Source organism: Tenacibaculum aiptasiae (assembly GCF_965221665.1).
In the GTDB taxonomy this organism is placed as follows: domain Bacteria; phylum Bacteroidota; class Bacteroidia; order Flavobacteriales; family Flavobacteriaceae; genus Polaribacter; species Polaribacter aiptasiae.
The window spans coordinates 106,872-132,493 of sequence record NZ_CBDCSN010000003.1; the positions used below are offsets into that span (position 1 = coordinate 106,872).

At 29.8% G+C, this 25,622-nt stretch carries 26 protein-coding genes; 7 read left to right on the top strand and 19 right to left on the bottom strand.

Going from position 1 to position 25,622, the window contains the following annotated elements; genetic code table 11:
• Positions 1–6 precede the first annotated feature (6 nt).
• On the top strand, positions 7–687 hold the full coding sequence (locus ACOQN8_RS12205; protein ID WP_150899254.1) for a ceramidase: 681 nt from the start codon (positions 7–9) through the stop codon (positions 685–687).
• 15 nt (positions 688–702) lie between these two features.
• Here the strand turns inward: ACOQN8_RS12205 and ACOQN8_RS12210 are convergent, their stop codons facing one another.
• A complete protein-coding gene (locus ACOQN8_RS12210) occupies positions 703–1,806 on the bottom strand; it encodes a hypothetical protein (protein WP_420552888.1) in 1,104 nt (367 codons plus the stop codon).
• Between the two features lie 118 nt (positions 1,807–1,924).
• On the opposite strand from ACOQN8_RS12210, the gene ACOQN8_RS12215 reads away from it, so the two are divergent.
• Positions 1,925–3,169, top strand: a complete 1,245-nt coding sequence (locus tag ACOQN8_RS12215) for a hypothetical protein (RefSeq protein ID WP_420552889.1) — start codon at positions 1,925–1,927, stop codon at positions 3,167–3,169.
• 2 nt (positions 3,170–3,171) lie between these two features.
• On the opposite strand, the gene ACOQN8_RS12220 is transcribed toward ACOQN8_RS12215, so the two are convergent.
• Entirely contained in the window at positions 3,172–4,170 is a 999-nt protein-coding gene (locus tag ACOQN8_RS12220) for a glycosyltransferase family 2 protein (RefSeq protein ID WP_420552890.1), read from the bottom strand.
• 47 nt (positions 4,171–4,217) lie between these two features.
• Entirely contained in the window at positions 4,218–4,661 is a 444-nt protein-coding gene (locus ACOQN8_RS12225) for a type I restriction enzyme HsdR N-terminal domain-containing protein (RefSeq protein WP_150899250.1), read from the bottom strand.
• A 17-nt stretch (positions 4,662–4,678) separates the two neighbouring features.
• On the opposite strand from ACOQN8_RS12225, the gene holA reads away from it, so the two are divergent.
• From holA to ACOQN8_RS12240, 3 genes are all read left to right on the top strand, one after another.
• Complete coding sequence (gene holA / locus ACOQN8_RS12230) at positions 4,679–5,680, top strand: DNA polymerase III subunit delta (protein WP_420552891.1); 1,002 nt, start codon at positions 4,679–4,681, stop codon at positions 5,678–5,680.
• Entirely contained in the window at positions 5,680–6,258 is a 579-nt protein-coding gene (locus ACOQN8_RS12235; RefSeq protein WP_420552892.1) for a Crp/Fnr family transcriptional regulator, read from the top strand. The genes holA and ACOQN8_RS12235 overlap by 1 nt, the downstream gene beginning before the upstream one ends.
• A gap of 67 nt (positions 6,259–6,325) precedes the next feature.
• Positions 6,326–7,003 carry a hypothetical protein gene (locus tag ACOQN8_RS12240; protein ID WP_420552893.1) on the top strand — a complete coding sequence of 226 codons (678 nt, stop codon included), beginning with the start codon at positions 6,326–6,328 and terminating at the stop codon, positions 7,001–7,003.
• Between the two features lie 469 nt (positions 7,004–7,472).
• Here the strand turns inward: ACOQN8_RS12240 and ACOQN8_RS12245 are convergent, their stop codons facing one another.
• From ACOQN8_RS12245 to ACOQN8_RS12260, 4 genes are all read right to left on the bottom strand, one after another.
• Positions 7,473–8,942: a serine hydrolase gene (locus ACOQN8_RS12245; RefSeq protein ID WP_420552894.1), complete on the bottom strand. Its 1,470-nt coding sequence runs from the start codon at positions 8,940–8,942 to the stop codon at positions 7,473–7,475.
• Positions 8,943–9,004: 62 nt separating this feature from the next.
• Complete coding sequence (locus tag ACOQN8_RS12250) at positions 9,005–9,598, bottom strand: hypothetical protein (RefSeq protein ID WP_420552895.1); 594 nt, start codon at positions 9,596–9,598, stop codon at positions 9,005–9,007.
• A 21-nt stretch (positions 9,599–9,619) separates the two neighbouring features.
• Positions 9,620–10,840 (bottom strand): POT-type proton-dependent oligopeptide transporter, encoded by a 1,221-nt coding sequence (locus ACOQN8_RS12255; protein ID WP_420552896.1) that lies wholly within the window; start codon positions 10,838–10,840, stop codon positions 9,620–9,622.
• Between the two features lie 187 nt (positions 10,841–11,027).
• Complete coding sequence (locus ACOQN8_RS12260) at positions 11,028–11,453, bottom strand: Lrp/AsnC family transcriptional regulator (protein WP_420552897.1); 426 nt, start codon at positions 11,451–11,453, stop codon at positions 11,028–11,030.
• 104 nt (positions 11,454–11,557) lie between these two features.
• Between ACOQN8_RS12260 and ACOQN8_RS12265 the strand changes: the two genes are divergently transcribed.
• Together ACOQN8_RS12265 and ACOQN8_RS12270 are read left to right on the top strand one after the other, a co-directional pair.
• A complete protein-coding gene (locus ACOQN8_RS12265; protein WP_420552898.1) occupies positions 11,558–12,487 on the top strand; it encodes a 2-hydroxyacid dehydrogenase in 930 nt (309 codons plus the stop codon).
• Positions 12,488–12,490: 3 nt separating this feature from the next.
• Positions 12,491–12,898, top strand: a complete 408-nt coding sequence (locus tag ACOQN8_RS12270; protein ID WP_420552899.1) for a VOC family protein — start codon at positions 12,491–12,493, stop codon at positions 12,896–12,898.
• Positions 12,899–13,050: 152 nt separating this feature from the next.
• Here the strand turns inward: ACOQN8_RS12270 and ACOQN8_RS12275 are convergent, their stop codons facing one another.
• The 12 genes from ACOQN8_RS12275 to ACOQN8_RS12330 all read right to left on the bottom strand — a co-directional run bounded on the left by ACOQN8_RS12275 (position 13,051) and on the right by ACOQN8_RS12330 (position 25,507).
• Complete coding sequence (locus ACOQN8_RS12275; RefSeq protein WP_420552900.1) at positions 13,051–14,022, bottom strand: DUF4240 domain-containing protein; 972 nt, start codon at positions 14,020–14,022, stop codon at positions 13,051–13,053.
• Positions 14,023–14,034: 12 nt separating this feature from the next.
• Positions 14,035–14,592 carry a hypothetical protein gene (locus tag ACOQN8_RS12280; protein WP_420552901.1) on the bottom strand — a complete coding sequence of 186 codons (558 nt, stop codon included), beginning with the start codon at positions 14,590–14,592 and terminating at the stop codon, positions 14,035–14,037.
• Between the two features lie 106 nt (positions 14,593–14,698).
• The gene (locus ACOQN8_RS12285; protein WP_420552902.1) at positions 14,699–14,959 is read right to left on the bottom strand and encodes a hypothetical protein; all 261 of its coding nucleotides are present in this window, start codon (positions 14,957–14,959) and stop codon (positions 14,699–14,701) included.
• Positions 14,960–14,962: 3 nt separating this feature from the next.
• Entirely contained in the window at positions 14,963–15,517 is a 555-nt protein-coding gene (locus ACOQN8_RS12290; protein WP_420552903.1) for a hypothetical protein, read from the bottom strand.
• Positions 15,518–15,636: 119 nt separating this feature from the next.
• A complete protein-coding gene (locus tag ACOQN8_RS12295; protein WP_420552904.1) occupies positions 15,637–17,538 on the bottom strand; it encodes a hypothetical protein in 1,902 nt (633 codons plus the stop codon).
• A gap of 402 nt (positions 17,539–17,940) precedes the next feature.
• Positions 17,941–18,642: a DNA-binding domain-containing protein gene (locus ACOQN8_RS12300; protein ID WP_420552905.1), complete on the bottom strand. Its 702-nt coding sequence runs from the start codon at positions 18,640–18,642 to the stop codon at positions 17,941–17,943.
• 263 nt (positions 18,643–18,905) lie between these two features.
• Positions 18,906–19,253, bottom strand: a complete 348-nt coding sequence (locus ACOQN8_RS12305) for a hypothetical protein (RefSeq protein WP_420552906.1) — start codon at positions 19,251–19,253, stop codon at positions 18,906–18,908.
• A gap of 134 nt (positions 19,254–19,387) precedes the next feature.
• Complete coding sequence (locus tag ACOQN8_RS12310) at positions 19,388–20,326, bottom strand: hypothetical protein (RefSeq protein ID WP_420552907.1); 939 nt, start codon at positions 20,324–20,326, stop codon at positions 19,388–19,390.
• On the bottom strand, positions 20,319–21,611 hold the full coding sequence (gene dcm / locus ACOQN8_RS12315) for a DNA (cytosine-5-)-methyltransferase (protein ID WP_420552908.1): 1,293 nt from the start codon (positions 21,609–21,611) through the stop codon (positions 20,319–20,321). Before dcm ends, ACOQN8_RS12310 begins: the two co-directional genes overlap by 8 nt.
• On the bottom strand, positions 21,604–21,909 hold the full coding sequence (locus tag ACOQN8_RS12320) for a helix-turn-helix domain-containing protein (protein WP_420552909.1): 306 nt from the start codon (positions 21,907–21,909) through the stop codon (positions 21,604–21,606). The genes dcm and ACOQN8_RS12320 overlap by 8 nt, the downstream gene beginning before the upstream one ends.
• Positions 21,910–22,026: 117 nt before the next feature.
• Complete coding sequence (locus ACOQN8_RS12325) at positions 22,027–22,743, bottom strand: hypothetical protein (RefSeq protein WP_420552910.1); 717 nt, start codon at positions 22,741–22,743, stop codon at positions 22,027–22,029.
• A gap of 55 nt (positions 22,744–22,798) precedes the next feature.
• Positions 22,799–25,507, bottom strand: a complete 2,709-nt coding sequence (locus ACOQN8_RS12330) for an ATP-dependent DNA helicase (protein ID WP_420552911.1) — start codon at positions 25,505–25,507, stop codon at positions 22,799–22,801.
• Between the last annotated feature and the right edge of the window lie 115 nt (positions 25,508–25,622).

The following is a 25,622-nucleotide window of genomic DNA, read 5'->3' on the forward strand; positions in this document are numbered from 1 at the left end:
TTATTTATGACGATACTATACTGTTTACTAGAGCAATTTCCAAATGATAGCGGGCCAATTTACCAAGAAACAATAGCAGGCAGAATGCCTGTTGAACCTTTCAATACGTTTAGCAATCTAATTTTTTTAGCAATCATATATTATTTAGGTAAGAAAATATATGAAAGTAAAAAGCAACACTTGTTTTTACTAAGCTGTTTGCCCATTATTTTTATAAGTTGGGTAGGAGGAACTGTCTATCATGCAACTAGAAGCCATGAGTTTTGGATTATGTTAGATTGGATCCCTATTATGTTATTAAGCTTAATGGGAGTAGTCTTTTTTATCTTTAAAGTAAAGAAAGGATGGAAGTCCCGATTGTTAATTATTACTTCAATAATAGTATTATCCATTTTACCAAGGATGTTACCAATTCCTGAAGAGTATGATTCGTCAGTAAATTATTTAATCACAGCCATATCACTAGTAGGTCCAATTTTTTGGTATTTATATTTAACTCATTGGAAACATGCGAAACTAATGATATTGGCATGTGTTATATTTTTGATAGCAGTGTTTTTTAGAACTTTAGATAACCTAGCTATCATATTACCTATGGGAACTCATTGGCTATGGCATACATTTGGAGGTATTTCGGTATTCTTTTTACTTTATTATATCTATAAAGATGAAGAAGGCTTAGCATAAAGACCGAGAATTCTATTACTCAATAACCTTAACGTGCTTACTATTTTTAAATCGTCCAGTAATTAACCAACCACCAAAGTCTTCAGAAACAGCCATAACTAACGTGTTTTTTCCTTTTTTAAGAGGCAAGTAAATAGCATCAAAAAGACCTACAGTTCCTAAATATCTATAATCTCTAGATCGCCACCTATTAGTTCCTCTATATATAGGCTTTTCATTCAGAAAAGCAACAACACGATCACTATAGCCAAATTCGAAAATTTTAGTTTGAACTTTATCAGAATGAATGTCAATTTTAGCAAAAACAGTATTACCTGGTTTTCCATCCCTTAGTTGAACTACTCTAGAAATATTAGCAGCAGTACCTTCCTCGATTTCAGTAGTACCAATCCATTTTCTAGAATTTAAAAGTGATTTAAAGTTGTTTAAGTTATCAAGTTGTTTTTCTTCAAACTTATTAGATACTTTCCATTTAGAAACAAGGTTTTTAATAGGTTTTCTATCTAATGGTGCAAAATTAATAATCTCAGATTTATTAGGAGTTATTTTAATATTAGCCAAATGTAAACCGCTTGAATTTCCGCCTCTAAAACTAATTCCTCCTTCTTGAGTTGGGTTAAACAAGTTCCAAGATAAGTTAGGCTTGTCGGAATAGTCTAAATATACTTGTGCTTTGTTATCATTTACTACAAGTTTAACATGTGTCCAATCGTCAAATTTATATTTATGAGGAAATGAATACTTTTTACCAAAGTACAATTGCCAAGGACTAATTCCTTTTGTAGTTGGAGCAGCTTGATTTGCATCTGGTTTTCCAGATAAATGTGGTCTCATATACCATTGTTCAGAATCTAAGCTTTTGGTAGTTCTAAAATAAACACCTGGAAAAGCAGGTTCTTCTTTTAAGAAAATATCAAACTCTATAGTTCCATTTAAGAAGGTTTTATCTTTTAGAGTTATAGATCCAGCTTGTAAGTAAATAGCATCTTTGCCTTTGTAGTTTTCAATAATATAAGACTTCGCTTTGATATCCCAATTAATAGTGTCTAAAGGAATGTGCTTTTGAGAATATCCAAAGTAGGTAACGAATAATAGAATGGCTAATAATCTTGAGTTCATGATTAATGTGTTTAATTTTTGCTCAAAAGTCTAAAAAGTTATTTTTCAGAGAGAAACAAACATGTTCAAGTTCATTCATAGTTGTTCAAGTGGTAATTTTTGGTGATTTTTGTAGTGAATGAATACTTTTAAAGAACATACCGAATTACAAAAGTGCTTGAGCCTAATAGAAGAGAAGCTAAATTGGGGAGACTCTAAATTATGGCATAATAATGTTTTTACAGAATTGAGTGAAAAGATTCATGAAGAGACAAAAGTGTTGTTAAGTGCCACTACCTTAAAAAGAGTTTGGGGAAGAGTTAATTATAAGAGCACTCCAAGTATTAGTACGCTAAATGCTTTGGCTCAATTTGCAGGTTATGTAAATTGGAGAGATTTTAAGAATGCTAAAAAAGAATCGAAACTTACCTTTTACCAAAAAACAGTTTCTGCTAACTTTCGAGTTATTATGTTTTCAGCATTTATTATTGCCGTATTGTTTATATCAATACTAGCTATGTCAAATAATAAAAGTGCAGAAGCTAAAGATTATTCTAAAATCCTTTTTAAAAGTAAACCGATTGTTGAAGGTTTACCTAATTCAGTAATTTTCGATTTCAATTTAGAAGGAGTCACTTCTAATAATATTTTAATTCAACAATATTGGGACACTTCTAAAACAATAGAAATTAATAAAGATCAAACACAAGCTACAGGACAATATTATTATCCAGGTTATTTTAGAGCTAAGCTGTTAATAGATAATGAAATTGTTAGAGAGCACGATTTATTTATAAAAACAAAAGGTTGGATGGGTACCATAGATTATAAGCCTATACCAAAGTATTTTGAGCAAGAGCAAGTAAAAGTCAAAAATACATTAGCCTTTTCAAAAGAGGTGTTTGAAGAAATTAGTGGCAATGAAAAACCAGTAAATTCTACTTTTCACTTTGTAGATGACTTAGGAGATTTCTCGGGAGATAATTTTCAATTGGAAAGTAAAATTAAAAGTACATTTAATGAAAAATGGGGCGTTTGTCAGAAAACAACCTTGATTATTATCGGTACAAAAAGCGCTTTTTTAATTCCGTTTTCAATTACAGGCTGTGCTTCAGAAATGAATTTAATGTTGAGTGATGTGTACTTGGAAGGTAAAAAGAACGACTTGTCTGCATTAGGCACGGATTTATCAGATTTCAGAAAAATTAAGGTACTGAATCAAAATAAAAAAGTAAGTGTTTTTATTGATAGTACTCAAGTGTATAGAAAAGCTTATAAAGAGTCTATAGGAACAATTGTGGGAGTTCGTTTTAGGTTTAAAGGAGTGGGAGAAGTTAAGGACTTTAGACTATCTAACTTAGAAGGAAATAAAATATTAGAATAAACCTAACGCAGGTTTTCAAATTTCTTTCTTCTTAAACCAAAGTGTTGCCAAACAATTGACGTGTGTAAATTGTAAGTAGACTTTTTCTGAAGTGTTTTACGTTTACTTAAAAACTTAAAAAAGTTCTTGTAAAAGCTAAAGTGTGCTTTTAAAATAGCCCATGTATGTATAGGTCTTAATTCAAGCATAAATTTTAGTCCAGCAACACCATCTAAAATTAAACGAGAAAAAACAACAAACAAGAACCATTGTTTAGGTACATTTTTAACAATGTTAAGTAAGCTGTTTCTAAAGTTTAAAAAAGTTTTATGAGGGTTACTTTCTTGTAAAGTAGCTCCACCAACATGATACACTGTAGAGCTTCCTACATATTTAATAGTGTAGCCTTCATTTTGAGCACGCCAACATAAGTCAATTTCTTCTTGATGAGCAAAATAGTCTTCATCAAAACCATGTAATTTATGGTATACTTCAGAACGTATAAACAAACAAGCGCCAGAAGCCCAAAAAATAGAAGTCGTATCGTTGAACTGACCGTTATCGGTTTCTAAGTGATTGAAAACTCGACCACGACAATAAGGATAACCATATAAGTCAATAAAACCACCACCAGCACCAGCGTATTCGAATTTAGTTTTGTCTTTAAAATCTAATAGCTTAGGTTGAATAATAGCAGTGTTTTCCTCTTCTTTAAAAGTTTTTAAAATAGGAGTTAACCAATTTTCGGTAACTTCAATATCAGAGTTTAGTAAACAATAAATGTCTGCATCTATATGTTGTAAAGCGTCATTATACCCTTTAGCGTATCCACCATTTTCTTTGTTTTCAACAATTTTAACACTAGGATAATGTTCTTTTACAAAAGCAATAGAGTCATCAGTAGAAGCATTGTCAGCAACATAAACTTCGGCTTCATTAGAGCTAAAATTTACGACTGATGGTAAAAACTGTTCTAACAATTTTTTACCGTTCCAATTTAATATGACGATTGCAGTTTTCAAGACGGCAAAAATACACTTTTAAAGTGATTAAGTGATGCAATAATTTGTTAATTATAAGAAGGAATATCCCTTAAAAACACATAGGTTTCGTTTTCTTTATCCAAACTACAATAATAATGTTCCAAACCATTGGTAATAACAAGATAGTTGGCATCTAGCTTAAGATTGTATCGAGCTATTTGGTCAAAAGTATCTTGTGTTATTTTAACAGATGGTGCTTTACATTCAACAATAATATTTGGTTTACCGTTAGAGTTAAAGATTAAAATATCTGTTCTTTTTTTTCTGTTATTTATAGTAAGCTGTTTTTCAATAGCTATTAAAGAAACAGGGTAGTTTTTTTCCTTAACTAAGTACTCAACAAAATGTTGACGCACCCATTCCTCGGGAGTTAATACCACATATTTTTTTCTCAAATTATCGAAAATAAGCATCTTATTTTCGTTACTTTTGGTCTTGAATGTATAGCTAGGAAGATTGAGCTTTTGCATAAATCAAAAGTAAGAAAATGAACGAAATAAAATCCATCATATCTGATATAAAAGAAGGAAACCTAAAGCCTATTTACTTTTTAATGGGAGAAGAACCTTATTATATTGATAAAATTTCTGATTATATAGAAGAAAACGTACTTGAAGAATCTGAAAAAGGATTTAACCAAGTAGTAATGTATGGTAGAGACGTTTCTATGGAAGAAATTGTTTCTTCAGCAAAGCGTTTTCCAATGATGGCGGAGCGTCAAGTAATTATAGTAAAAGAAGCACAAGATTTAAGTCGTACCATAGATAAGATTGAAGCCTATGCAGCCAATCCACAACCTACAACGGTATTGGTATTTAACTATAAATACAAGAAGCTAGACAAGCGTAAGAAATCATATAAAACCATTGCTAAAAATGGATTGATATTTGAAAGCAAAAAGCTGTATGAAAACCAAGTAGCCGATTGGATTCGTAAGGTTTTAGGAGGTAAGAAGTACAATATAGAACCAAAAGCTTCTCAAATGTTGGTGGAGTTTTTAGGAACTGACTTGAGTAAAATATCTAATGAGTTAGATAAACTAATCTCTGTTTTACCTAAAGAAACGATTATAACCGATAAGCATATTGAAGAGAATATAGGAATTTCAAAAGACTTCAATAATTTCGAGTTACGAAAAGCAGTAGGACAAAAAGATGTAGTAAAAGCGAATAGAATAATCAACTACTTTGCACAGAATCCAAAGAACAATCCATTGGTAATGACTATTTCCTTATTAAATAGCTTTTTTACACAGCTATTAATGTATCATGGATTGCAAGACAAATCAAAAGCATCGGTAGCAAAAAATTTAGGAGTTAACCCTTACTTTGTTGATGATTATAGCTCAGCAGCTCGTAATTACCCAATGCGTAAAGTATCACAAATCATAGCCTTATTAAGAGAGGCAGATGTAAAGAGTAAAGGAGTAGGGGCGAACCAATCACATGCTGATATTTTAAAAGAGTTGTTATTTAAAATTTTACATTAATGGAACCAATTACTGTGCTTACTCATGAGTTTAAAGATTTGTTATTATTTAAAGAGGAGCAACAAGTAATTTTTTCAGGATATCAGCTTATTAAAGTAAAAAAGGGCGATTTCTTAATCAATTCAGGAAAGGTAGTCAATCATTATTATTTAGTAGAAAAAGGATTTTTACGTTCGTTTGTTATAGATGTAAAAGGAAATGAAGTAACCACTAATTTTTATGGTAAGGGAGCTATTATTTTGGAAGAAACTTCTTTTTTCTTAAGAACTCCCACCAAAGAGTATATACAAGTAATGGAAGATACTGAGTTATGGGCTAAAGATTTTGATACATTTCAAGAACATTTTAATTTATCAGAAAAGTATAGAGAATGGGGAAGGGCTCATTTATCAAAAAACTTTTTTGAGTTTAAACAAAGAAGCTTGGCTATGATTACAGAAACAGCTAAAGAACGATATCAAGATTTGGTAGAGAACTCTCCAGAAATTATTCAAAAAGCTTCCTTAAAACATATTGCTTCTTTTTTAGGAATTACCGATACTTCATTAAGTAGAATTAGAAAAGAAATCATTCAATAGTATTTCTTGTCATATGGCAAGTTTTTAACAGATAGCGGAACGTATTTTTGAGTAAAACTTAAAAAAGATGATTCCAAACTTACCTTTATACATTTCAATTTCGTTTATATTACTTACAGTGTATACAGTTTTTATGTTTATAAAATCAAATAAACTATCAATTACCACTGCAACTATTTTCCTAGTTTGGATTGTCCTTATTTCTATTTTGTCCTATATAGGAGTTTATCATTTTAAAGAAGGAGATAGTGTTTCTCGGTTTGGCCTTATCATTATACCAACTACAGTATTTATTCTGTATTTACTTAGAGCAAAAACAATTTATAATAATAGAGACATTCGTTGGAGTACAGCACTTCATATTGTCCGATTTCCTATAGAACTATTATTATTTCAATTAGCAATAAGAGAATGGCTTCCCATGGAAATGACTTACAAAGGTTGGAACTTCGATATTATACCAGGAATGACAGCTATATTATTGGTTGTTTGGATGCATTACAAAACAATTAATAGGCAACTTTTAATAGGTTGGAATATTGTAGGAGTGTGCTTAGTGCTATTTGTTTTTATCAACGGTGTATTATCTCAAGAAATGTTATACCAAAGATATGGATACGCAGTACCTAACAGGGGAATAGCTTACTTTCCAATAATATTGTTAGCGGGTGTCATAGTTCCTGTTGTAGTGTATACGCACATTTCAGATATTTTGTTGCTTATCAAAAGAAAGACTATTAAATAAAAGGTAATATTTATATGTGCTTTAATACTTCACAGTTATAATAAAAACAAGAGTTTACCTTATAGAAAAAGAGAAGAAATAATTTTATAAAACTATTTCTTCTCAAAATTTAACTATTACGTAAATAAAATCATTAGGATAATTTCAATTTACAGAATCTAAGATATATATCAGTAATAGATAATCTTTCCAATATCGACTAGATGCCAATAAGTATAGTTAAAATGCCTTTATGTGTATTTGATTGTAAAAATTAAAGAAAAAAATACCCACCATAAGTGGGCATTTTTAAGGGGATGTTAAACTAGTTTTTATTCTTGCTTATCATCCCATAAAAAAAAGTAATGTCTATAAAATACAAAAAATAAATTACAAGTAATAGTTTACAGTTTTTTGCAACGCTTTAAATTCTCTGTTGTCTTTAAGTATGTAAAATCGCTATTGGTTTTATACTATATTATGTAAGGTTTTAATTATTCTTAACCAAGTCATCAAGTTTTTTTTGCGAATCGGTATAGCCCAACTCAACGGCTTTTTGATAACTTCTAATAGCATCTTGAGTTAAATTATGAGCTTTATATCCATCGGCTAAAGAGTCCCATAGGTTACCGTCTTTTGGATATAGTTTTACATTCTCTTTAAATAATTCCAATGCCCAATCTTGATTTTTATTCGATTTAAGGATGAGGTAAGCAGTAGTGTTTAAAACCCCTGAATGGGTAAAGTCATCTTCGTATTGCTCTTTTAAAATAGCAATTAATTCTTGATGTTTATTAGAAGGGTGTTGCTTTGCATACTCCAATATAAATGAGAAAATATTGTTTTGTATTGGTTTAGGAACATAGTTTTCGTCCAATAGCATTTTTGCAACTGGATAGGCAGCAAATTCAACTCGATCGCTATTAGCATTGGTTGCATATACAATATAAATATCTTCTTTAGGAAACCATATGAGCGAATGTGAATAAGAACCATTAGATCCATTGTGAGCTACTCTTTTAATATTGTTTTCTAAAATTCGAACACCCCAACCATAGGCATAAGCATATTTATATTTTCCACTTGAATAATGAATCGCAGGAGTAAGCAATTTTTCTAAAGATGCTTTCGATAAAATTTTGTGCTCTTTTAAGGCTTTATGCCAAAGAAGCATATCGTTTTGAGTAGAATTGATTCCGCCATTAGCTTTCAAATGCCAGTTAACTCCTTTATCTTTTTGATAACGAAAAATAGGCGATTTCCCTTCAATAATTCCTCGATTATAACTACGAGAAATTTGATTGGTATCCCATTTTGGTAAAACATATCCGGTTTGTGACATTCCCGCAGGTGTAAAAAGATAGTTGTTTAAAAATACCTCATAAGGTTGACCAGAAGTAAGTTCTATAATTCTCCCTAACACACTATAGCCAACATTAGAATATGAGTATTTCTCTCCAGGTTTGGATAATAAAGGCGTAGCAAAAAGCTTTTCGAAGAAGTCTTTTTGCGATATTTCAGTAAAATCGCGACCAATAGAATCTGTAAAACCAGCGGAATGAGCAAGTAATTGATGAATCGTAATGTTTTGTTTGTCGGCAGGAAGCTCTTTAAAATACTTGCTTAAAGGATCGTTAAGTTTTAATTTGCCTAACTCAGCAAGTTTTAAAATAGCAGTAGCAGTAAACTGTTTGGTGTTAGAACCAATATCAAAAATAGTATTCGGATTGTTAAGACTGTTGGTTTCTTTATTGGCAATACCATAACCCTTATTAATAATTGTTTTACCGTTTTTAACTACAGCAATAGCGCCAGAAAAACCATTTTTGGTTCCAGCAGTAAAATAGTTATCTATTCTCGAAAATAGGGTAGCAGTAGGAGTTGTTTCTTGCGCCTGTAACTGATGGAGGTTGCTTTGTAAAACACCAGCTAAAGCAAGGAAAAGGAATGTTTTTTTCATGATTAATTTCTAAGTTTTCTGTTTAGACGACTTGAAATTAAATCAGGTTACATGAGTTGTATTTATTTAAACTTCAAAGAATAAAAGCCTTCCATCATTAAGTCAGAATGTTTTTCCTTGTGGTTACTCATAAAGGTGATAATAACATCGGCGGTATTGTCTTTATGTAAATAGATGAATTGACCATATTTATATCCTTTTCCAAATTCTGAATTGAAATTTAAAAAACACGATCCTCCATCGTCTGCATTAAATTCTTTCTTTACAGCTTGTGGAGGAAAGCTACCTATGTTATACATCTGTCCACCTGTCATATTTAAAACATTCGCTTGAATTCTCCCTTTATAAATATTGTTAGGAGAAATCATCATTGAATTTTCATCCTTTAAAGATGCTTCATAGGCCTTCAATGCAGCTTTTAGTGGCCAAATAGTATATCTAATTTCCATAGAAGCATCCTTGTTAATTACGGCAAAAGAATATCCTAAATTAGGATTTTCTTTAACCTTAGTAACTTTATAACCAACGGGCATTTTAAAAACAAGTCCAGAAGAATCGCAAAACTCTTTGAATTGATCTAGCGTCAACTGTTCTTGAGCAATCGAACTTATAGTTATTACAATTAAAAGGTTAAAAAGGAAAAATGTTTTTTTCATAATTTGTGATGTTTTAAACTTTTATTGCTCAAGTTCATAAGTGTTTGATTTTTTATTCCATAATAAATATCCCATCAGCGCTAAGGCAATAATACTCATAGCAACGATGCTAAATTGTAACCCCAACATAGAGTTCTCTTCAAAATGATTCTCAAATAATCCAAATAATAGTGCTATAAGTCTTGTAGGAATAAACATAAGACTGATTAAAATAGCCAAATATTTAGGATTTGAATATTGTAAAAGTACTCCAAAAATTGTGAGAGCAATAAGTACTTCAGAAAGCGCTATAAAAAACATAGAAGCGATGTAAATGAATAAATGTTGTTCGGTTGGAATTTCTGGAATGAGTAATAAAATCCCGTATGATAAGACTCCAAAAATAAATCCAAGTAGTATTTTAAAGAATTGACTATTGTAAAAATAAGTCCAAATTATAGCAATAATTAAACAGCCTACGATAGTAAAATAACTATTTATAGCTGATAGAAAGGATACAGGAACAGTTAAAGAAGGTAACTTTCTAAACTGTACATGTAAATCAAAAATACGAGTACCAGCTATTTTATAGATTCCCCAAAACAAACCAACAAGAAGAAAAGCAATTGAAATAGTTAAAACTTTTTTACTTACAGAGAATAAGGTTTTTTTTAACCTTATGTGAACTTCTTCTTTAGAAAGAAGTACAGGTAAAATGGATAGCAACATTAAAATACCAGCAGTAATAAAACCAACATTAAAACCTATAGTCTCTCCTAAATATCCTATTAAGATAATACCGAAGAAAGCACCTAAGTTTATAATTAAATAATATAATGTAAAACCAGCATCTATAAGCTTAGGTTTGTTTAAATATAATTTTCCAAAATTGGAGGTAATATTAGGAGCAAAGAAACCACTTCCTAAAACGATAAGAAATAGGCCTAGATAAAGTCCAGTGAGAGAAGGAATACATAAAGAAAATGCTCCAACAGCATGGAGAATAGCTCCAATTATGATTGCTTTTTTATTTCCTAATAATAAGTCGCCTAATAGCGCTCCTATAATTTGACCAAACACCAATGAACCAGCAATCAAGCCATAGATATTTAAAGTTTCATAATTGCTCATTTTTAGAATGTCACCTGTCATGTATAAAACAATCAGGGCACGAAGTCCATAATAAGAGGCTCTTTCAAGCATTATTGATATAGCATAGTATAAGCTATCCTTAGTGTGTTTTTGGGTATAAAGTTTTTCCATGTAGTTCTTTTTCTTAGCGAAGTGCTAATATACCAAAAAGAAAAATATTTTTAAAAACTATAGATATTCAAAGGAGTTTAAATGACACTCTTATTTACCAAACTTCAATTTTCTATACTGATTTTGAATGGAATTGTTTTTTAAATAACTTAATAAAGTTAGAAGTATCGTCAAAGCTCAAATGTGTTTATATTTTTGAAAGTATTAAAAAGGTACTTGTATCTCCATATTGCATCAATTCATCTATAAGATTTTGCAAATGCAATTGATTTTTTAAAATAACTTTTAGATGAACATTTTGATTTCCTGTGATGCGAAAGGCTTCTTTTATTTCTTGTTTTGATTCTATGAAATTGAAAAGAAGTTTTAGGTTTCCATGAAATACTTTTACTAGAATAAACGCTTCGATATCATATCCTAATAGTTTATAATCGAGATCTAAACTATATTTTTTGATGATACCTTGCTCTTCCAATTTTATTATTCTCTCTCTTGTTGCAGATGGAGAAAGGTTTACTATTCTTCCTATTTCAGCAAAAGATTCTCTTGAGTTTTTTTGTAAACAAGAGATAATTTCCATGTCAATAGTTTCTAGATTAAAATCGTTTGCCATTTTGGTGAAAATAAATTTATTTTAATTCAAATATATAGCTTTATGATTGAATCAATTTCTTAGATGTTTAAAAGAAAGTTAATTTTGATGAAATAATTCAAAGTATGAGTATCGCTATAATTTTTAACAATAAAGGTCCTGGTATTTGGAAGCAGAAACTAAAGGAAACATTTATGAATACTACTGTTGAGGTTTATCCTGAAATTAAGGATAAAGAGAAAGTAGAATTTATTTTATGCTGGAAACCAGAAGTTGGAGTACTATCAGAATTTCCAAATTTAAAGGTAGTACAATCCGTTGGAGCATCTGTAGAACATATTTTAAAAACCCAAAAACTTGATGATTCTATTATTATATCACGAATAGTTGACAAGAATTTATCTATAGATATGTTTGAGTTTATATTATCTTCAATCTTAATGAAGATGAAGAACTTCAATAAATACTTTTATGATAAACAGCATGAGGTTTGGTCTCAAAAAAAATATCAATCTATTAATAACACTAGGGTAACTATTTTGGGCTTAGGGAAAATAGGTAGCTATGTTTCTGAAAGACTTGCAGATATAGGTTTTACTGTAAAGGGATGGTCTAATTCTCAAAAAAACATTAGAGGAGTTAGGAGTTATCATGGTAAAGAAGATTTCAAGAAGTCAGTTGAAGATTCTGATTTTCTTATTAATCTATTACCATTAACTTCTGAAACAGAAAATATTTTGAATACTGCATCATTAAGATTGCTAAATAAGGGAGCGTTTCTTATAAATGTAGGTAGAGGAGAGCACTTAGTAGAAAATGATTTAATCAATTTGTTAAACAACAAACATTTATCTGGGGCAATTTTAGATGTTTTTAGAGAAGAACCTTTACCAAAGCAGCATGTTTTTTGGAAGCATCCCAATATTACTATAACACCTCATGTAGCTTCTTTAACAAATGTAGATACCGCTATTGATTTAGTAGCGGAAAACTATAACAGGTTTCTTAGCAAAAAAGAATTATTACACATTGTTTCACTAAAAAAAGGATATTAAAATATGAACAGTTTCCATTATGCCTTTAAGGTTAAAGATATTTCGAGTACAATTAAGTTTTATAGCGGTGTATTAGGTTGTAGTTTAGGAAGACAAACTGACAAATGGGTAGATTTTGATTTTTTCGGACATCAATTATCGGCACATGTATCGAAAGAATTAATAGATTTAGATTATTGTGGTTTAGTAGATGGAGTAAGTGTTCCTATTCCTCATTTCGGATGTATTTTAGAATACGAAGAGTTTATGTTGGTAAAAAATAGATTAGAAATAAATGATATTGAATTTATAGTTAAACCGCAAACAAGGTATAAAGGTTTGAAAGGAGAACAACAAACTATGTTTGTTTTAGACTTTAGCAATAATCCTATAGAGTTCAAATGCTTTAAAGATAAAGATGAAGTTTTTTGATTCCTTACAGTTGAATTATATCAGTTTATTAGAAATACCAAATAAAAAAAGATACCTTTCTAATTCATAGAAAAGTATCTTTATGTGTTCTAAAGCATTGCTAGTAAATACTTACAGAAATATCGATTTTGCTTTTAAAATAATATCGGTTCCTAGATTCCAAACTTAGCCCATAGTTTAGAGTATCTATTTTTCAAATCATCAGAATCTTCATCCCATTCTTCTCCTGTTATATTAAAGTTTTCACTAATACCAATAGGCATTTCTTTTCCTGTTTTTTCTTCATAAACACTAGTAGCTATATAGCTTAATCCTTCCCAATCTCCATCATTTGTATCCTTGAGTTCTGTAAGAGATTCTATATTAATTATAGCATTTTCAAAAACCGATTTTCCTTGCCCAATTAACCAACCTCTAAAATCTGAAAAACAATCATCAGAGCAACCTCCATTTATAATATAAGCAGCAGCCCAAAAGTCCCAGTTATAAATGCTACCTCTTAAGGTTCTAAATTTATTATCAAACTCTAAAACTTCATTAGCTGTTAGTTTATGTAACTCTTTTTCAAGTTCAATTTGTTGTTGTTCGTAATCTCCTAGACTCTTGTTTTTAGTAGTTTCAATAATGTTCCAAAATTTATTCGTTTCCATAATGCTATCATAAGAAGAAATAACTGTTTCTACATTTGTGTTTTCAATCTTTTCAGAGATTATAGTTTGTTCAGTTGAAAAGCTTCTTGTACTACTATTCTGAAAATCAAAAAAAGCCTTATAACTACTAGAAAAACCAAAATGATGAATAGCCATTGAGTAGATAAAAATCATTACGATTAATGGAGTTTTATTAAGAATAGGAGCATTGATAGTAAAAAAGCTTACAGAGGCTATTAAAACGGCTATAGAAAATAATACTAATGAAATATTTTTAGCCCAGCTTTTCCCTTTATATACCATTATTAAAAGCCCAAGAGTTAAAGAGAACCGCACTAGTTGACTAATAAGTTTTTTGACTTCTATTTCTGGTCTTACTGAATGATAGAAATAGATAGTGTGGATTGAAATCAATAAAATACTTATTGAAATTAATATAGTTCTTTTTTTTCCTGTGTTGATTAAATGATTCATTTTGTATGTAGTTTATTCTTCGATAGCTACAATTCCGTATATTCCATTTTTATTTTCTGGATGTAATATTTTCATTGTTTGAAAATAATCTGACCTAAACCTATTTAAATCGGATAAACGATCGGTTATATAATGAACTCTAGTTCCATTAAAAGTAATTTGTAGAATTCCCAACTTTTTAAGGTTTTTTCTTTTTTGGTTTCGCTTTAAGAATTCTTCAAACTTCCATATAGTATCAGTTATGGGAATTGTTTTTTCATAATAAAGTTCCCATTTAGGGTTCTCTTCAAAAGTTTCTTCTCTGTATTCAGTTTTTATTTTTAAGGAGTCTGATTGTTTTGTGATTTCAATTCGTTCAAACCCTCTATATGTACAAATAGAATGATTAAACCAAATTTTGAGAGTATCTAATTCAGTCATTTTAGCCTTGAAATCAGTAATGTCTGTTGCTAGATTAATTTTAGGAGAGGCGGTTTCAACTTTCTTATCTGTTTCTATTTTACAAGAAATGATAATAAAAAAGAGAAGTGATAATTTAAGTAAATTATTAAAAACTGTATTAGTTAGCATTTTGTTCTTTTTCTTAGCGAAGTGCTAATATACCAAATAAAAAAAGATACCTTTCTAATTCATAGAAAAGTATCTTTATATGTTCTAAAGCATTGCTAGTAAATACTTACAGGAATATCGATTTAGCTTTTAAAATAATATCGGTTCCTAGATTCCAAATTTTAGCAAACTTTTGGTTGTCTTCACTAGCTTCGCCAATAATAGTATTTAGTTCCGCTAGTTGTTCGTTGGTAATAAAAGTTTCGTCAGAAAGTCCAAGGTGAGTAGGGAGTCCTAAATTAAAAGGATTGCTTTCCGCTGCTTGTACTTCTTTTTGAGCTTGTAATAAATCTTTTAAAGCTTTGACATATTTTTCTTGAGGTGTCATAATCTATTTTTTTACGCGGTTGAGAAGCTCTTGTGTTTGTTGGTTTATAAAATCGCTAGGAAAGGGAACGTTTTGTCCAACCAATTCTAAATAAAAAGCTCTTTGCGAAGCATTTAAATCAGTTAGCGATCGGGTCATTTCTAAATTAATAGCATTCAGCTTTACCAGTTTGTTCCAGTTGTCGCTGTCGGCATAGCCTTTGATTAATTCTTGCTTTATTTTACCAGCCATTTCCATTGCCTCGTTAAATTGCTGATTGATTTTAGCAAAGGCGTCTTTTTTTAGGACAGTAATATTGCCCTTACCAGAAGGATCATTCACCTGTAAAGTGATTTTTTTAATTTCCAATTCTTTTAAAAAAAGCAATCTATTACGACGTTCGTTGTACCAGTTTTCGGTCAATTCAACAACGGTTTGTTGGTGTCGCCTTTTTAAGAGCTGAATCCCTTCTTTTTCTTTTTGCATTGCCATGGCAAACTCTGGGGGGATAGAAGAACAACTACCCAATAGTGCAAAGAGTATGCTAAATGCTACTAGTTTGATACTTCTTGTTTTCATGATGTGTGTTAGTTTAGATAATAAATAGTATTCTTAACTAAGGGGAAACAAACCTACCATTTTATAAAAAAGGTTTTTTGAGAAAAACCGTACTTAAAGTACGGTTTTACCTTACTTTTTTAATTGTATGAAAAACGAATACTCTTAGCACTCCAAACTGGAATCGCTTTTCTGGTTTCGCCTCCATTTATTGTAAATAAAATAGGGTCAATCGTTTTTGAAAAAGAAGGAACTTCATAACTTCCTTTTGCCCACCCTTGTAAAAATAATTCTGTTTTAGTGTCGTATTTAACTAGGTCGGTAAAGCTAGTTGCAGCAGCGATACCAATAACTCCAGCTAAAAAAGTACATTTAGTTTTAAATTCTATATCGTTTAATAATTCTAATGAAGGAATAGGGTTAATTTTAGCCCTATAGTCTAAAGAACTAGGTGTAGCTGTTAAAACTAATTTATCTGCTTTGTGCAATGCGTTAAAGTCTATGGTAACGGTTTGCACTGGAAATTGAGCAGTTGCGGATCCATTAATTGTTTTACTATAATCGGTAAAACACAAAAATACATAACCTAAATCTTGTGGATGCAGTTGAATCTTAGAATTAAAGTTTAATCCTAAGTTACCAGACTGTGTTAGTGTTAGGCTATTTAAGTCATCTTTAAAAGAAATATTAGATATACTTAGGTTCATAAGACCATTTCCAGAGAATTTTGTTTTAGCCTTTCCTAAATTCATAAAGTTATTGGCTTCTCTAGCTACATTACAGGCTAAAACGCTGGCTTCATTTTCGGTTTGTCGTAAAATTCGAGCAGCTTCTTTACCAGCTTGCCAAGCAACTCTTTCTGTTTCTCTTTGTACTTTACAGGCTTCACGTGAGGCAACACAAAGTGGATCTTGAATAGTAATTCTAACAGGCCATGTACTAATTACTCGCGTACAATTCCAGCTACAATTACGGGCATTAAAAGATGGATAGCTAAAAGGTTTTCTTAATTGGTCGCAATCAATTTTTTGTTTAGGAACTTCTAATCTAGATGTAGCGTTAGATTCAGGTATGTCAACACTATGGGTTAATTTTATTTGCCCAGCCATAGCCTCGTTAAATAAAGATGCTATTTCAGATTTTGCAATATAGGCAACTAAATTATTACCATCTTCAATGGAATCAAATTGACGAAGCCATTGTTGATTGTACTTAGAAAAATAGCTTTCAAACTTTTTTCTCAATTCTCGTTTAGAGTAGGAGTGATCGTCCATACTATTCGGCTGTTCTTCTTGTGAAGGATTCCTATCCGAAGAAAATTCAAGGAGTACTCGTATTCCTTTTTCATCTATTAAAAAGGAAGTATCGCTAATTCTTCTATGAAGTGTATTGGTTGGACTGCTTACTATGGTTGTTTTAGGATCGTTAAAAAGCTCTTTCACATTCATTGTTAAATTAGCGTTTAAACCAGTATAAACTTGCATCGGTTCTTTAAACAATATTCTATTTACATTTTTTAAATAGTGTTTAAGTATAGGTCTAATCAGTTTTGCCTTAGCGCGATTACTAATCTTAGGTTTTTTCGATAAAAAACGAATCTTTTCTACTTGTAAACTATTAAAAGCACCGTAAATGTATAGACTGTCTTTTAAAGATGAGAGTCCAGCAATTCCCGACATTTTTCCTGTAATGTTTACATCCAGTGTTGTAAAGTCCATGGAAAAATCGGCATTCAGTATAATTGCTTGTTGGGCTAAAAGAACTGATGAATTTATTTCTTTTATTTTAAAGTCAGTATCACTAGCTTCCAAACCAGCTTTGTTTAATTCAGCGGGTAAAAATTCTTGTATCATTTTTGAGGATATAAAAACTCCAGCCGAAGGCTTAATGGTATTAACATTAATTGACGATTGATGAATAGCATGCACTTGTTGGTCTGTAGTAGAAAGTTGTGGAAGCTTTTTATTAATAATGTTTTCTAAAGGTTTACAGCTTATTATGAAACAAGCAAATAGGAGTACAGTGTAGATTTTTTCTTTCATAATTGATTTAATTAGATCGTAAAAAGCAGGGCACTATTTTTTACGAGTAGTTTAGGTTCAATAGTACATCCTTAGACCTTTGAGTTCAATACCTATATATAAGTGTTTTTTGTTTTAAAGAGTTGGAAATTAGTGTGCACACTTATAGTAATAAGCATCCTTTTTACCGAAGAAAAATTTTACTTCTAATGAAAATACTATTTTCACTAGGGTGGAAATAACATTTTAGTTATAGTGAAAAATATATTTTGCCTAGAAGCAAAATAAAATTTTGACCCTAATGAAAATAAATTTTTGCTTCTAGTGGAAATTTTAACATAGCGGGGATAAAAGTGCTTTTTTCTTTCAATTCCATAAAAAAGCCCAATAGCCAAAGAGCTATTGGGCTAGTGTAACCTATACTTAGGTTACCGTGATCGAAAAAGTAGTGTCAGTTATACGTAATTCCTTTAAATAGATATCGCTGCTACTCGTTGCTTGCGATTTTATTCGAATGCGATAGCTACCAGAGGCGAGGGTAGGAGTCTGAGCAATAATTTTATTGTGACTGTTTATTGCCAAATTCTCTACCTTAGTTTCGGTATTGTCTTCTGCAACAAAGTACAGCCCTATGTCGGCATGCTCTCCAGCAATTTTTAAGCGACTTCCTCTCAACTCAAAAATACCCTCTGGAGTCACAGAGGTATTTACAAGCTCTGAACTGATATCTTTTACATGGGTAATTTGTGTACTTGCCGGTGGAGCATCTACTTTTTTAAGGACAATGTTTTCTGCCAAATCCTTTATCAAACGACCACCGTTGAGGTTAATGTGTAGTTTGTGTTTGTCGTCTGTAAAACCATCTTCATCCGTGTCAAAAATACCTGATATAGAATAGCTGATATTGGCAATGGGTAAGGTAATATTATTACCATCGTTAATACATTGAATTACTTCTTCATAATAAGAGTTCAATACCGCAACAATGTCTGTTTTACTTACCAAGTTACGCTTGCGTAACATTTGGGTAATAAGCATGTCCTGATCTATAGTACGCTCTACTAATATGCGTGCTACATAGTTGTCTTCGTCTGTAAACTTGTTTTCTGATAAATAATACTTCATTTTCTAGAATTTTTAAATTAATAATTACATTTTTTTGGCTAATAACTAGCACAGTTGTATGTAAGGTTATTTAAAAATTGAATGTAGTACGAAGGGTAATTTTAGTAAGGGACATAGCAAATTAGCATGTACATACAATTTCTATAGCGGTACTAATGTAATGAAAAAAATGTATAAATGACTGATTTTGTACGGGTTTTTAACGTTTTTTTGACGGAATACCCCTAAAAAGAGCTTTTTTTAGTGTTTTTCTTTTAAAAGAATTATAGACTTCGTTCTTTTATTTTGGCTTTTATTTTATTGAGGATATTAGTTTCAAACTTGGTTTTAGCATCGCTGTTTTTCCACCACCAAAAGTATTCATTGGCTGCTATCCATCCTTCCGTACTATTTGCATCTTTATAACCTGCAAAAGCAAAAGTAGTATGAGTTTTATTTTTTTTCCTAGTCCAAGTATGTATGTGTTGTTGGTTGTCTTGGTATTGAAAATAGATGGAGTACCAATAACTACGTTTACCATCTGGATACCTCTCCGGTTGTGGAGCAATATCTTTATGTTCTGTTTTTACCTCTTGTATAATTGTAATTAAGGTATCTTCAGGAACTGCCAATAGGTAAGTTTCAGATTTGGCATAACTTCCTGATGATAGTGACCAAGCAAAATAGTAGAAGAGAAGCCCTATAAAACCAAGACTAATAATGGATATGAGTAGTTTCTTTTCAGAGTTTTTGATTTATAAGTTTTTTAATGTTTTAAATTCATTAATTTCATTTCAGAATCTTCATTTAAAACTGGAATATCTTTACTTAAATTATTTTTAAAAAGTTTGATACCAGTAGCTATTAAAACTCTCTCTATTAGTAATCTAGTTTGATTAGAGGTTTCTGGTGGGAGTTGTATTATAGAGTACTCATTCCAGTCATCAAATGAGTGATGCTTTTGACCATCAGGATATCTTTGAGATAAAGATTGTTTAGTTTCTCCAATATAAAACTCTTTTTTTTCTCTATTTAAAAGAAGATAAATATTATTTTCATTCATTTCTTTTTTAAGCTCATTCCTTGGCTTCCATTCACTTATTTGAATTCTTCTTAATATTTCATTGTCATCACTTAATAGGTAATCAGCAATTAAATAAGAACTTAATTCTTTAAAAATATTAGGAAAACCTTGAGATTCTTCTCTAACTTTAAAATATTCTTTTATACGTATGCTAGGCTTTTCTTTTTTCCATTCTACTTTTACTTGTAACTGTTCCTTAAAGCCTCCAATATCATATTCGGTGAATCTTTGGTTTTTATAATATTCATCACCAATATGATATTCTAAAGATCTAACGAAGCTTTTAGGATAATCTTTAGCAAGTTGTGTAGCAAAATCTTTATCCCATTTAATGCGATAAGAACTTTCTTTTCTTCTATTTTTTATGAAAGAAAGCCATAAAGTTACCTTGAAATTGTGCTTTACTCTACCTAAATCTTTTGGAGATTCGTAGTCAATATCAATAATCCATTTATAATTATCTTCATTATGCTTATTAATAATGCTTTGTCCCCAACTTTTAACATAGTAAGAAGGTAATGTGATTGTTAAATCGTTTATGAACATTGATTTATGAATATCTAAAGGGAAGAATTCAGGGGAAAGCCTTACAGGTTGTACTCGATTATTTCTTTTATCCATTATTTATTTTTTTATAAAGTTCTTTTCCAATTTTTTCAATAATCCCCACAACTAAGGCATTTCCCATAAAAAAAGCTCTTTTGGTGTTTGTAATGCCTTCAAGTTGCGTATGATTATCTGGAAACATATTTAAACGTTCTAATTCTATTGGAGTTAATCTCCTTAAACCTTTATCAGTTTCAACAACATGTTTAAATCTTGATGGAGATTTACCTCCTTCCCCAGTTATAATTGTTCTAGAAGCGTTATCTAAGGCATCAGGGTATATCATAGCTCCTTCGCTATAATTATATTCAAATCCATCTTGTGTTTTTCTTTTTTCTTTTTTTGCTCCTTTTAAGTACTCCCACATTTGTTTCTCTGTAGAAATAGTTTTCAAACTACCATCTTTATTAATTATAGTTTTTGTGGTTTTTAGTGACTTGTCTTCAATGAAAAACTCATTTGTTACTTCTCCGTTTTGTAAAACATCTTTTAAAACTGTATGTTTTCCACTATAATTGGCTCGAGATTTAGTAGTAAATATTTTTCCATTAATCATTAAGCCAGTGTTTTGAAAAGGAGAAAGTTTCCCTTCTTTATTAAATGCATTTGTAATTTCTACTAAATCTCCTTTTAATTCAAACTCTTGTATTGAATTAGTTTCTTGAACTGGAAAAGCAGTTGCTATAGTTCCTGTTTTAGTAATCCAATTAGAAGCTATCTCTTTTTTTAACTTTTTATATAAATTACTTGATTTATGGTAACCTAAAAAGAAAACTCTTCTTCTACGTTGTGGCATACCATACTCAGCTGCATTTATAACTCTCCATTCTACCGCATAACCAAGTTCATTTAAACTTTGAAGCATAACGGCAAAGTCTCTACCTCTTTGTTTGGCTGGAGATTTTAAAAGTCTATCTACATTCTCTAAAAATAAGTATTTAGGCTTTTTATCTTTCTTTTCCTCTAAAATTCTATGAATGGACCACCATAAAACCCCTTTTTTACCTTTCAACCCTTTTGAGTTGTGTAATGTTGTCGCAACAGAATAGTCTTGACAAGGAAATCCTCCAACCAGTAAATCGTGATTAGGAATTTCTTTTGTTGGGACACTAGCTATATCTTCATTTGAATGGTTTTCTTTTCCAAAACGAGCTTCATAAACTAAAGAAGCATGTTGCTTCTTTGTAGAAGGCTCCCATTGATTACTCCAAACGATATTATAATTACTTTTTTCTAAACCAAGTCGAAATCCTCCAACTCCCGCAAAAAGCTCAGCTACTTTTATAGATTTATTACCCATTTTCTTGATTTTTATAGTATTTAATTTTCTCTTCTGCTATTTTTAATATTTCAGACGAAGATTCTGTGTTTTTTAATTCTTGAGCTATTTTTTCAGAATACCAATTTATAATAAGTTCTTTCTCGGAAAGTTTATAGAAATTCGCTAATCTAATTAATTGCTCTTTAGTAGGTTTTCTCTCACTTTTTTCAAACTTACTAATCAGTGATTGGTCAATATCAACTTCTGCAGAGACCTTTCTAAGTATAAGGTCTTTTTGTTCTCTTGCTTTTCGTAATGTGTCCCCCAATGTTTTCATTTGGACAAAATGATTATAGACGTATTTTGTCCAAAACTACAAATAATAATTAGAAGATTTAGGAAGGAAGGTATAAAAGAAATTAAAGGAGGAAGTAAATAAATTTTCTTAATTAATTTATCTAGTTAAAAAGGTTGAAGATTCTCCCATTTCTATGCCCCAGTTGAATGATCTAGCAGCAAAGTAAGCTATAGGCATGGCACCACCAAGTTTAGAAGTTTTTTTTTCATCTAGTCTAATCATTCTGCAATGCCATCTATCACCACGGTTTGCTTCTTCACAAATAATTAAACCAATAAATACATGTATTAAAACTATTATTGGTATATCAATATTTTTATTTGATAATATTTGATATGATGAATTATTATTACTAGGAAAAAATTCTTCTGCTACAGAAATGGATGAATTAAAAACAGTATTTAGATTTGGAATATCTATATTGTTATATGTGATTTCGTTTGCTAAACTGGTAACATCAGGTATGTTTCCTAATATTGAAAATGAAATCTTTTCAAAAAAAGCAGATAAATTATAATTTCTTGGTGTTGCCCAATTAATAAGACTCTCAATAATGTTTTTGTGAGTAGGTGTTTTTAATTTAGTTCCTTTGGAATCAATTAAAGATAAAAGTAAATCATGTTGGTGAACTTTATGAGTGTCACATAAACCTGAAGTTCGCCTAACATTTATAGAATTACCACAGCCTTTAAATAGGCAATGACGGGATTTAGAGTTGAAATCTAGTTTATTAGGATTAGTTTTGTTTAGAGAACCTTGGTCAGATATAATTATAGTCCAATTAGCTATACTATGGTTAATTGTAGAAATCATTTTAAGGGAATTTTATTTTTAAATTATTAGTTAGGCTTAAATTTTTTTGATATAATTATAAGTTATGTTTTGATTTAATTAAGGAAAAATCCCTTGAATTAAATTTATGTTCCAAGCTGTTTAATACTTTATTTTCAGTTTCAGGAGTCCAATATATTTTCAGCTTTTCTTTTGCTCTTGTAATAGCAGTATAAAATATATTATGAGAAATTCTCTCTTCCACTTCATTAGTAATTACAATTTTGACCGAATTATATTCTAAACCTTGAGCTTTATGAATAGATACTGCATAAGCAACTTGAAAAGGTATAACGGTATTAGAAGAAGAATCATCATCTTCATCTGTACTATCAAATTTATCAACAGAAAAACGAATAGTAGATTTATTATCATAATTGTTTTCTAATAATTCGAAATCGTAACTGTAAGTTTCAAATTCATTAATAACTTTATTAATTTCTAAATCAAATTGAATTTTATCTTTATCTTTTTTTATTTTAACAATTCTTCCTTTTAAATTATTATAAAGTATAGGAGAGAACCTATCTGCTTCATTAAAAATTATAGGGTCATTAACTTTATATGTGTGCGTGCCCCATACTGTAGGGGGATTTGTATTACTACCCTGTAAGAAAGTATTGATGTTATTAATACCGTATAACCCATCATAATTCAAACAAAGAATGATTTCATCTTTTTCAGTATGTTCAAATATAGATTCATTTAAAGTTGTAGTATATTGATTTTTTGTCATGTGTTCAAGAATAGTTTCGTCTATATTCCTTACTCTATTCCATAAATCAATTAATTTGGGATTATTACTTCGGTATGGTTTAGTTAATTCAAAAACAGAAGTTTTAGGAACAAAAGATTTAGCTAAGTTAAACCAATTTCCAAAAAGTATAGATTCAATTTGAAATACATCTCCAACTAATATTAAAAGTCTAAATGTTATTTTATTTAAAACTTTTCGAAAGTCAGTATTACTAACCGTACTACATTCATCAATAATTAAAATATCACATTCTGTTTGATTACTCCATAGAAGTTTAGTTATTGTTTTAAATGTACAATTAGAGGCTTTTACTCTTCTTTCTAAATTGTTTACTGCGGGATTAGTGTTAGCTAAAAAAAGTTTATTATCAGAATTAAAAAAATTTGATATATGATTTATCATTGTTGTTTTTCCTGTTCCTGCTGCACCATAAATAAAAGCTACATTTGATTGTTCAAACATCTCTATTAAGGAATTTTTCTTTTCTTCACAATCTATAATATATCCTTCTGATTGTAACCACGAATCAACAGAGTTAGAATAATTTCCTATACCTTTAGTGGTTAGCTTTTTTAATTTATTAATTATGTAGACAACATCTTCTTCATAACCTTCTATATAAAAATGCTTTTTATAAGTACCAATTTTTCGTCTTTCATGTTTCCAATAAATAGAATCATTCCATTTTTCTTTTAATTTATTTATTTTTTCAAAGTTCTCTAATTCGTTTTTTGGAGTATATAGTTGTCCTTTTTGTAAAGTATTATTTTTAATCAATCTTGCTAGTAATTCATGTTTTCTATTTGAAATATCAACTGAGTTCAATAAATCAATTAACTTAGGATTATGATTTTTTAAAGAAGAGTTGAAAGGCATCTGATCAAAAGGAATACAACCAAATTCTAATCGTAAGTTAGATAAAAGAGGACATGAGTTTGAGTTGAATTGTTTTTTTATTATTTTATTATTTAAGCTATAAAGTAAGTATGTAATTATATTATAACCAGGACTTTGGTTTAAATTAAGTTTGCGACATTTTTCTAATAATTTAAATATATTTGATGACTTGGCTTTTTTAAGGACGTTTTTTTTAATTTGTTCATAGTATTCTTCTTTTAAGTTAGTTAATTCAACTAGGTTAATTCCATTAGTTAAATACTTCATTAATTCCAAATACTCTATTGTATTTCCTAAATTTTTGTGTTTTCCAAAAATGCTAGCAAAATTATTTAATTCACAGGGTCTTATAGAAACTTCCCAATTATCTATAATTTGAATTGGCATTTTTTTACCTAAAATTGTAATAAAATCTTTGCTTACAGACAATTTTACAGCATAGCTATGAGTTATTTCTTTTTTAGTAAATGCAATAATTCTATCAAATTTACTAACATAATCATGAGCTCTAGTAAAAGTAACTTCATAATAAATATTATCATTTATAAAAAAAGGTTTAACTTTCTGTATATAATATCTATCGTTATAAGTAACTTTTGTCCTAGTGGTTTGTAGTGAATTTATTTTTTTTGCAATTTTATCATAGTATTCTTTTAGGTTAGAATCAGTATTAATAGGGAAAGAATTTAAATTTCCAAGAACTTCAATATTATAATTTGATTTTAAATAAGATTTTATTTTTATCAAATATTCATAATATTTAAGCATTAGTCTTTCTGAGTTTTCTTCATCCAATGTATAGTGTGAAACAGTAATTTGTAAAAACCTATGAAAACTTTTAAGAAACTTAAGATCACCTCTAGCTTTTATGTATTCATTTGCTTTTTTTATATTTTCATATGTAATGTCAATATCAGAATCTTCACTATAAACTTTTAAAAATATTATTTCAACAAAATTTCTAAGTTGAGATAAAATATTTTGAGAAAGTATTCCTCTTTCATTGTCCTTAAATTTTTCTATATTTTTACAGATAGCTTTATCAATTGTATATATACGAGAGATTATTTCTTCAGTAGTTTGTTCTTGCATTTATAATAAATTAAGGGTATTTCATCGTTTTTGAAGTGTTAAACAAACCTAGCATTTAATAACAAAACAGCTTTACGGAAAACCCTACTTTAAGTAAGGTTTTTCCCTGTTTTTA

What these genes read in the sequence shown, in the direction of transcription:
- ACOQN8_RS12205 (WP_150899254.1), top strand. Translation starts at nt 7, where the DNA reads ATGACGATACTATACTGTTTACTAGAGCAATTTCCAAATGATAGCGGG.
- ACOQN8_RS12210 (WP_420552888.1), bottom strand. Translation starts at nt 1,806, where the DNA reads ATGAACTCAAGATTATTAGCCATTCTATTATTCGTTACCTACTTTGGA.
- ACOQN8_RS12215 (WP_420552889.1), top strand. Translation starts at nt 1,925, where the DNA reads ATGAATACTTTTAAAGAACATACCGAATTACAAAAGTGCTTGAGCCTA.
- ACOQN8_RS12225 (WP_150899250.1), bottom strand. Translation starts at nt 4,661, where the DNA reads ATGCAAAAGCTCAATCTTCCTAGCTATACATTCAAGACCAAAAGTAAC.
- holA (WP_420552891.1), top strand. Translation starts at nt 4,679, where the DNA reads ATGAACGAAATAAAATCCATCATATCTGATATAAAAGAAGGAAACCTA.
- ACOQN8_RS12235 (WP_420552892.1), top strand. Translation starts at nt 5,680, where the DNA reads ATGGAACCAATTACTGTGCTTACTCATGAGTTTAAAGATTTGTTATTA.
- ACOQN8_RS12240 (WP_420552893.1), top strand. Translation starts at nt 6,326, where the DNA reads ATGATTCCAAACTTACCTTTATACATTTCAATTTCGTTTATATTACTT.
- ACOQN8_RS12245 (WP_420552894.1), bottom strand. Translation starts at nt 8,942, where the DNA reads ATGAAAAAAACATTCCTTTTCCTTGCTTTAGCTGGTGTTTTACAAAGC.
- ACOQN8_RS12250 (WP_420552895.1), bottom strand. Translation starts at nt 9,598, where the DNA reads ATGAAAAAAACATTTTTCCTTTTTAACCTTTTAATTGTAATAACTATA.
- ACOQN8_RS12255 (WP_420552896.1), bottom strand. Translation starts at nt 10,840, where the DNA reads ATGGAAAAACTTTATACCCAAAAACACACTAAGGATAGCTTATACTAT.
- ACOQN8_RS12260 (WP_420552897.1), bottom strand. Translation starts at nt 11,453, where the DNA reads ATGGCAAACGATTTTAATCTAGAAACTATTGACATGGAAATTATCTCT.
- ACOQN8_RS12265 (WP_420552898.1), top strand. Translation starts at nt 11,558, where the DNA reads ATGAGTATCGCTATAATTTTTAACAATAAAGGTCCTGGTATTTGGAAG.
- ACOQN8_RS12270 (WP_420552899.1), top strand. Translation starts at nt 12,491, where the DNA reads ATGAACAGTTTCCATTATGCCTTTAAGGTTAAAGATATTTCGAGTACA.
- ACOQN8_RS12275 (WP_420552900.1), bottom strand. Translation starts at nt 14,022, where the DNA reads ATGAATCATTTAATCAACACAGGAAAAAAAAGAACTATATTAATTTCA.
- ACOQN8_RS12280 (WP_420552901.1), bottom strand. Translation starts at nt 14,592, where the DNA reads ATGCTAACTAATACAGTTTTTAATAATTTACTTAAATTATCACTTCTC.
- ACOQN8_RS12285 (WP_420552902.1), bottom strand. Translation starts at nt 14,959, where the DNA reads ATGACACCTCAAGAAAAATATGTCAAAGCTTTAAAAGATTTATTACAA.
- ACOQN8_RS12290 (WP_420552903.1), bottom strand. Translation starts at nt 15,517, where the DNA reads ATGAAAACAAGAAGTATCAAACTAGTAGCATTTAGCATACTCTTTGCA.
- ACOQN8_RS12295 (WP_420552904.1), bottom strand. Translation starts at nt 17,538, where the DNA reads ATGAAAGAAAAAATCTACACTGTACTCCTATTTGCTTGTTTCATAATA.
- ACOQN8_RS12300 (WP_420552905.1), bottom strand. Translation starts at nt 18,642, where the DNA reads ATGAAGTATTATTTATCAGAAAACAAGTTTACAGACGAAGACAACTAT.
- ACOQN8_RS12310 (WP_420552907.1), bottom strand. Translation starts at nt 20,326, where the DNA reads ATGGATAAAAGAAATAATCGAGTACAACCTGTAAGGCTTTCCCCTGAA.
- dcm (WP_420552908.1), bottom strand. Translation starts at nt 21,611, where the DNA reads ATGGGTAATAAATCTATAAAAGTAGCTGAGCTTTTTGCGGGAGTTGGA.
- ACOQN8_RS12320 (WP_420552909.1), bottom strand. Translation starts at nt 21,909, where the DNA reads ATGAAAACATTGGGGGACACATTACGAAAAGCAAGAGAACAAAAAGAC.
- ACOQN8_RS12325 (WP_420552910.1), bottom strand. Translation starts at nt 22,743, where the DNA reads ATGATTTCTACAATTAACCATAGTATAGCTAATTGGACTATAATTATA.
- ACOQN8_RS12330 (WP_420552911.1), bottom strand. Translation starts at nt 25,507, where the DNA reads ATGCAAGAACAAACTACTGAAGAAATAATCTCTCGTATATATACAATT.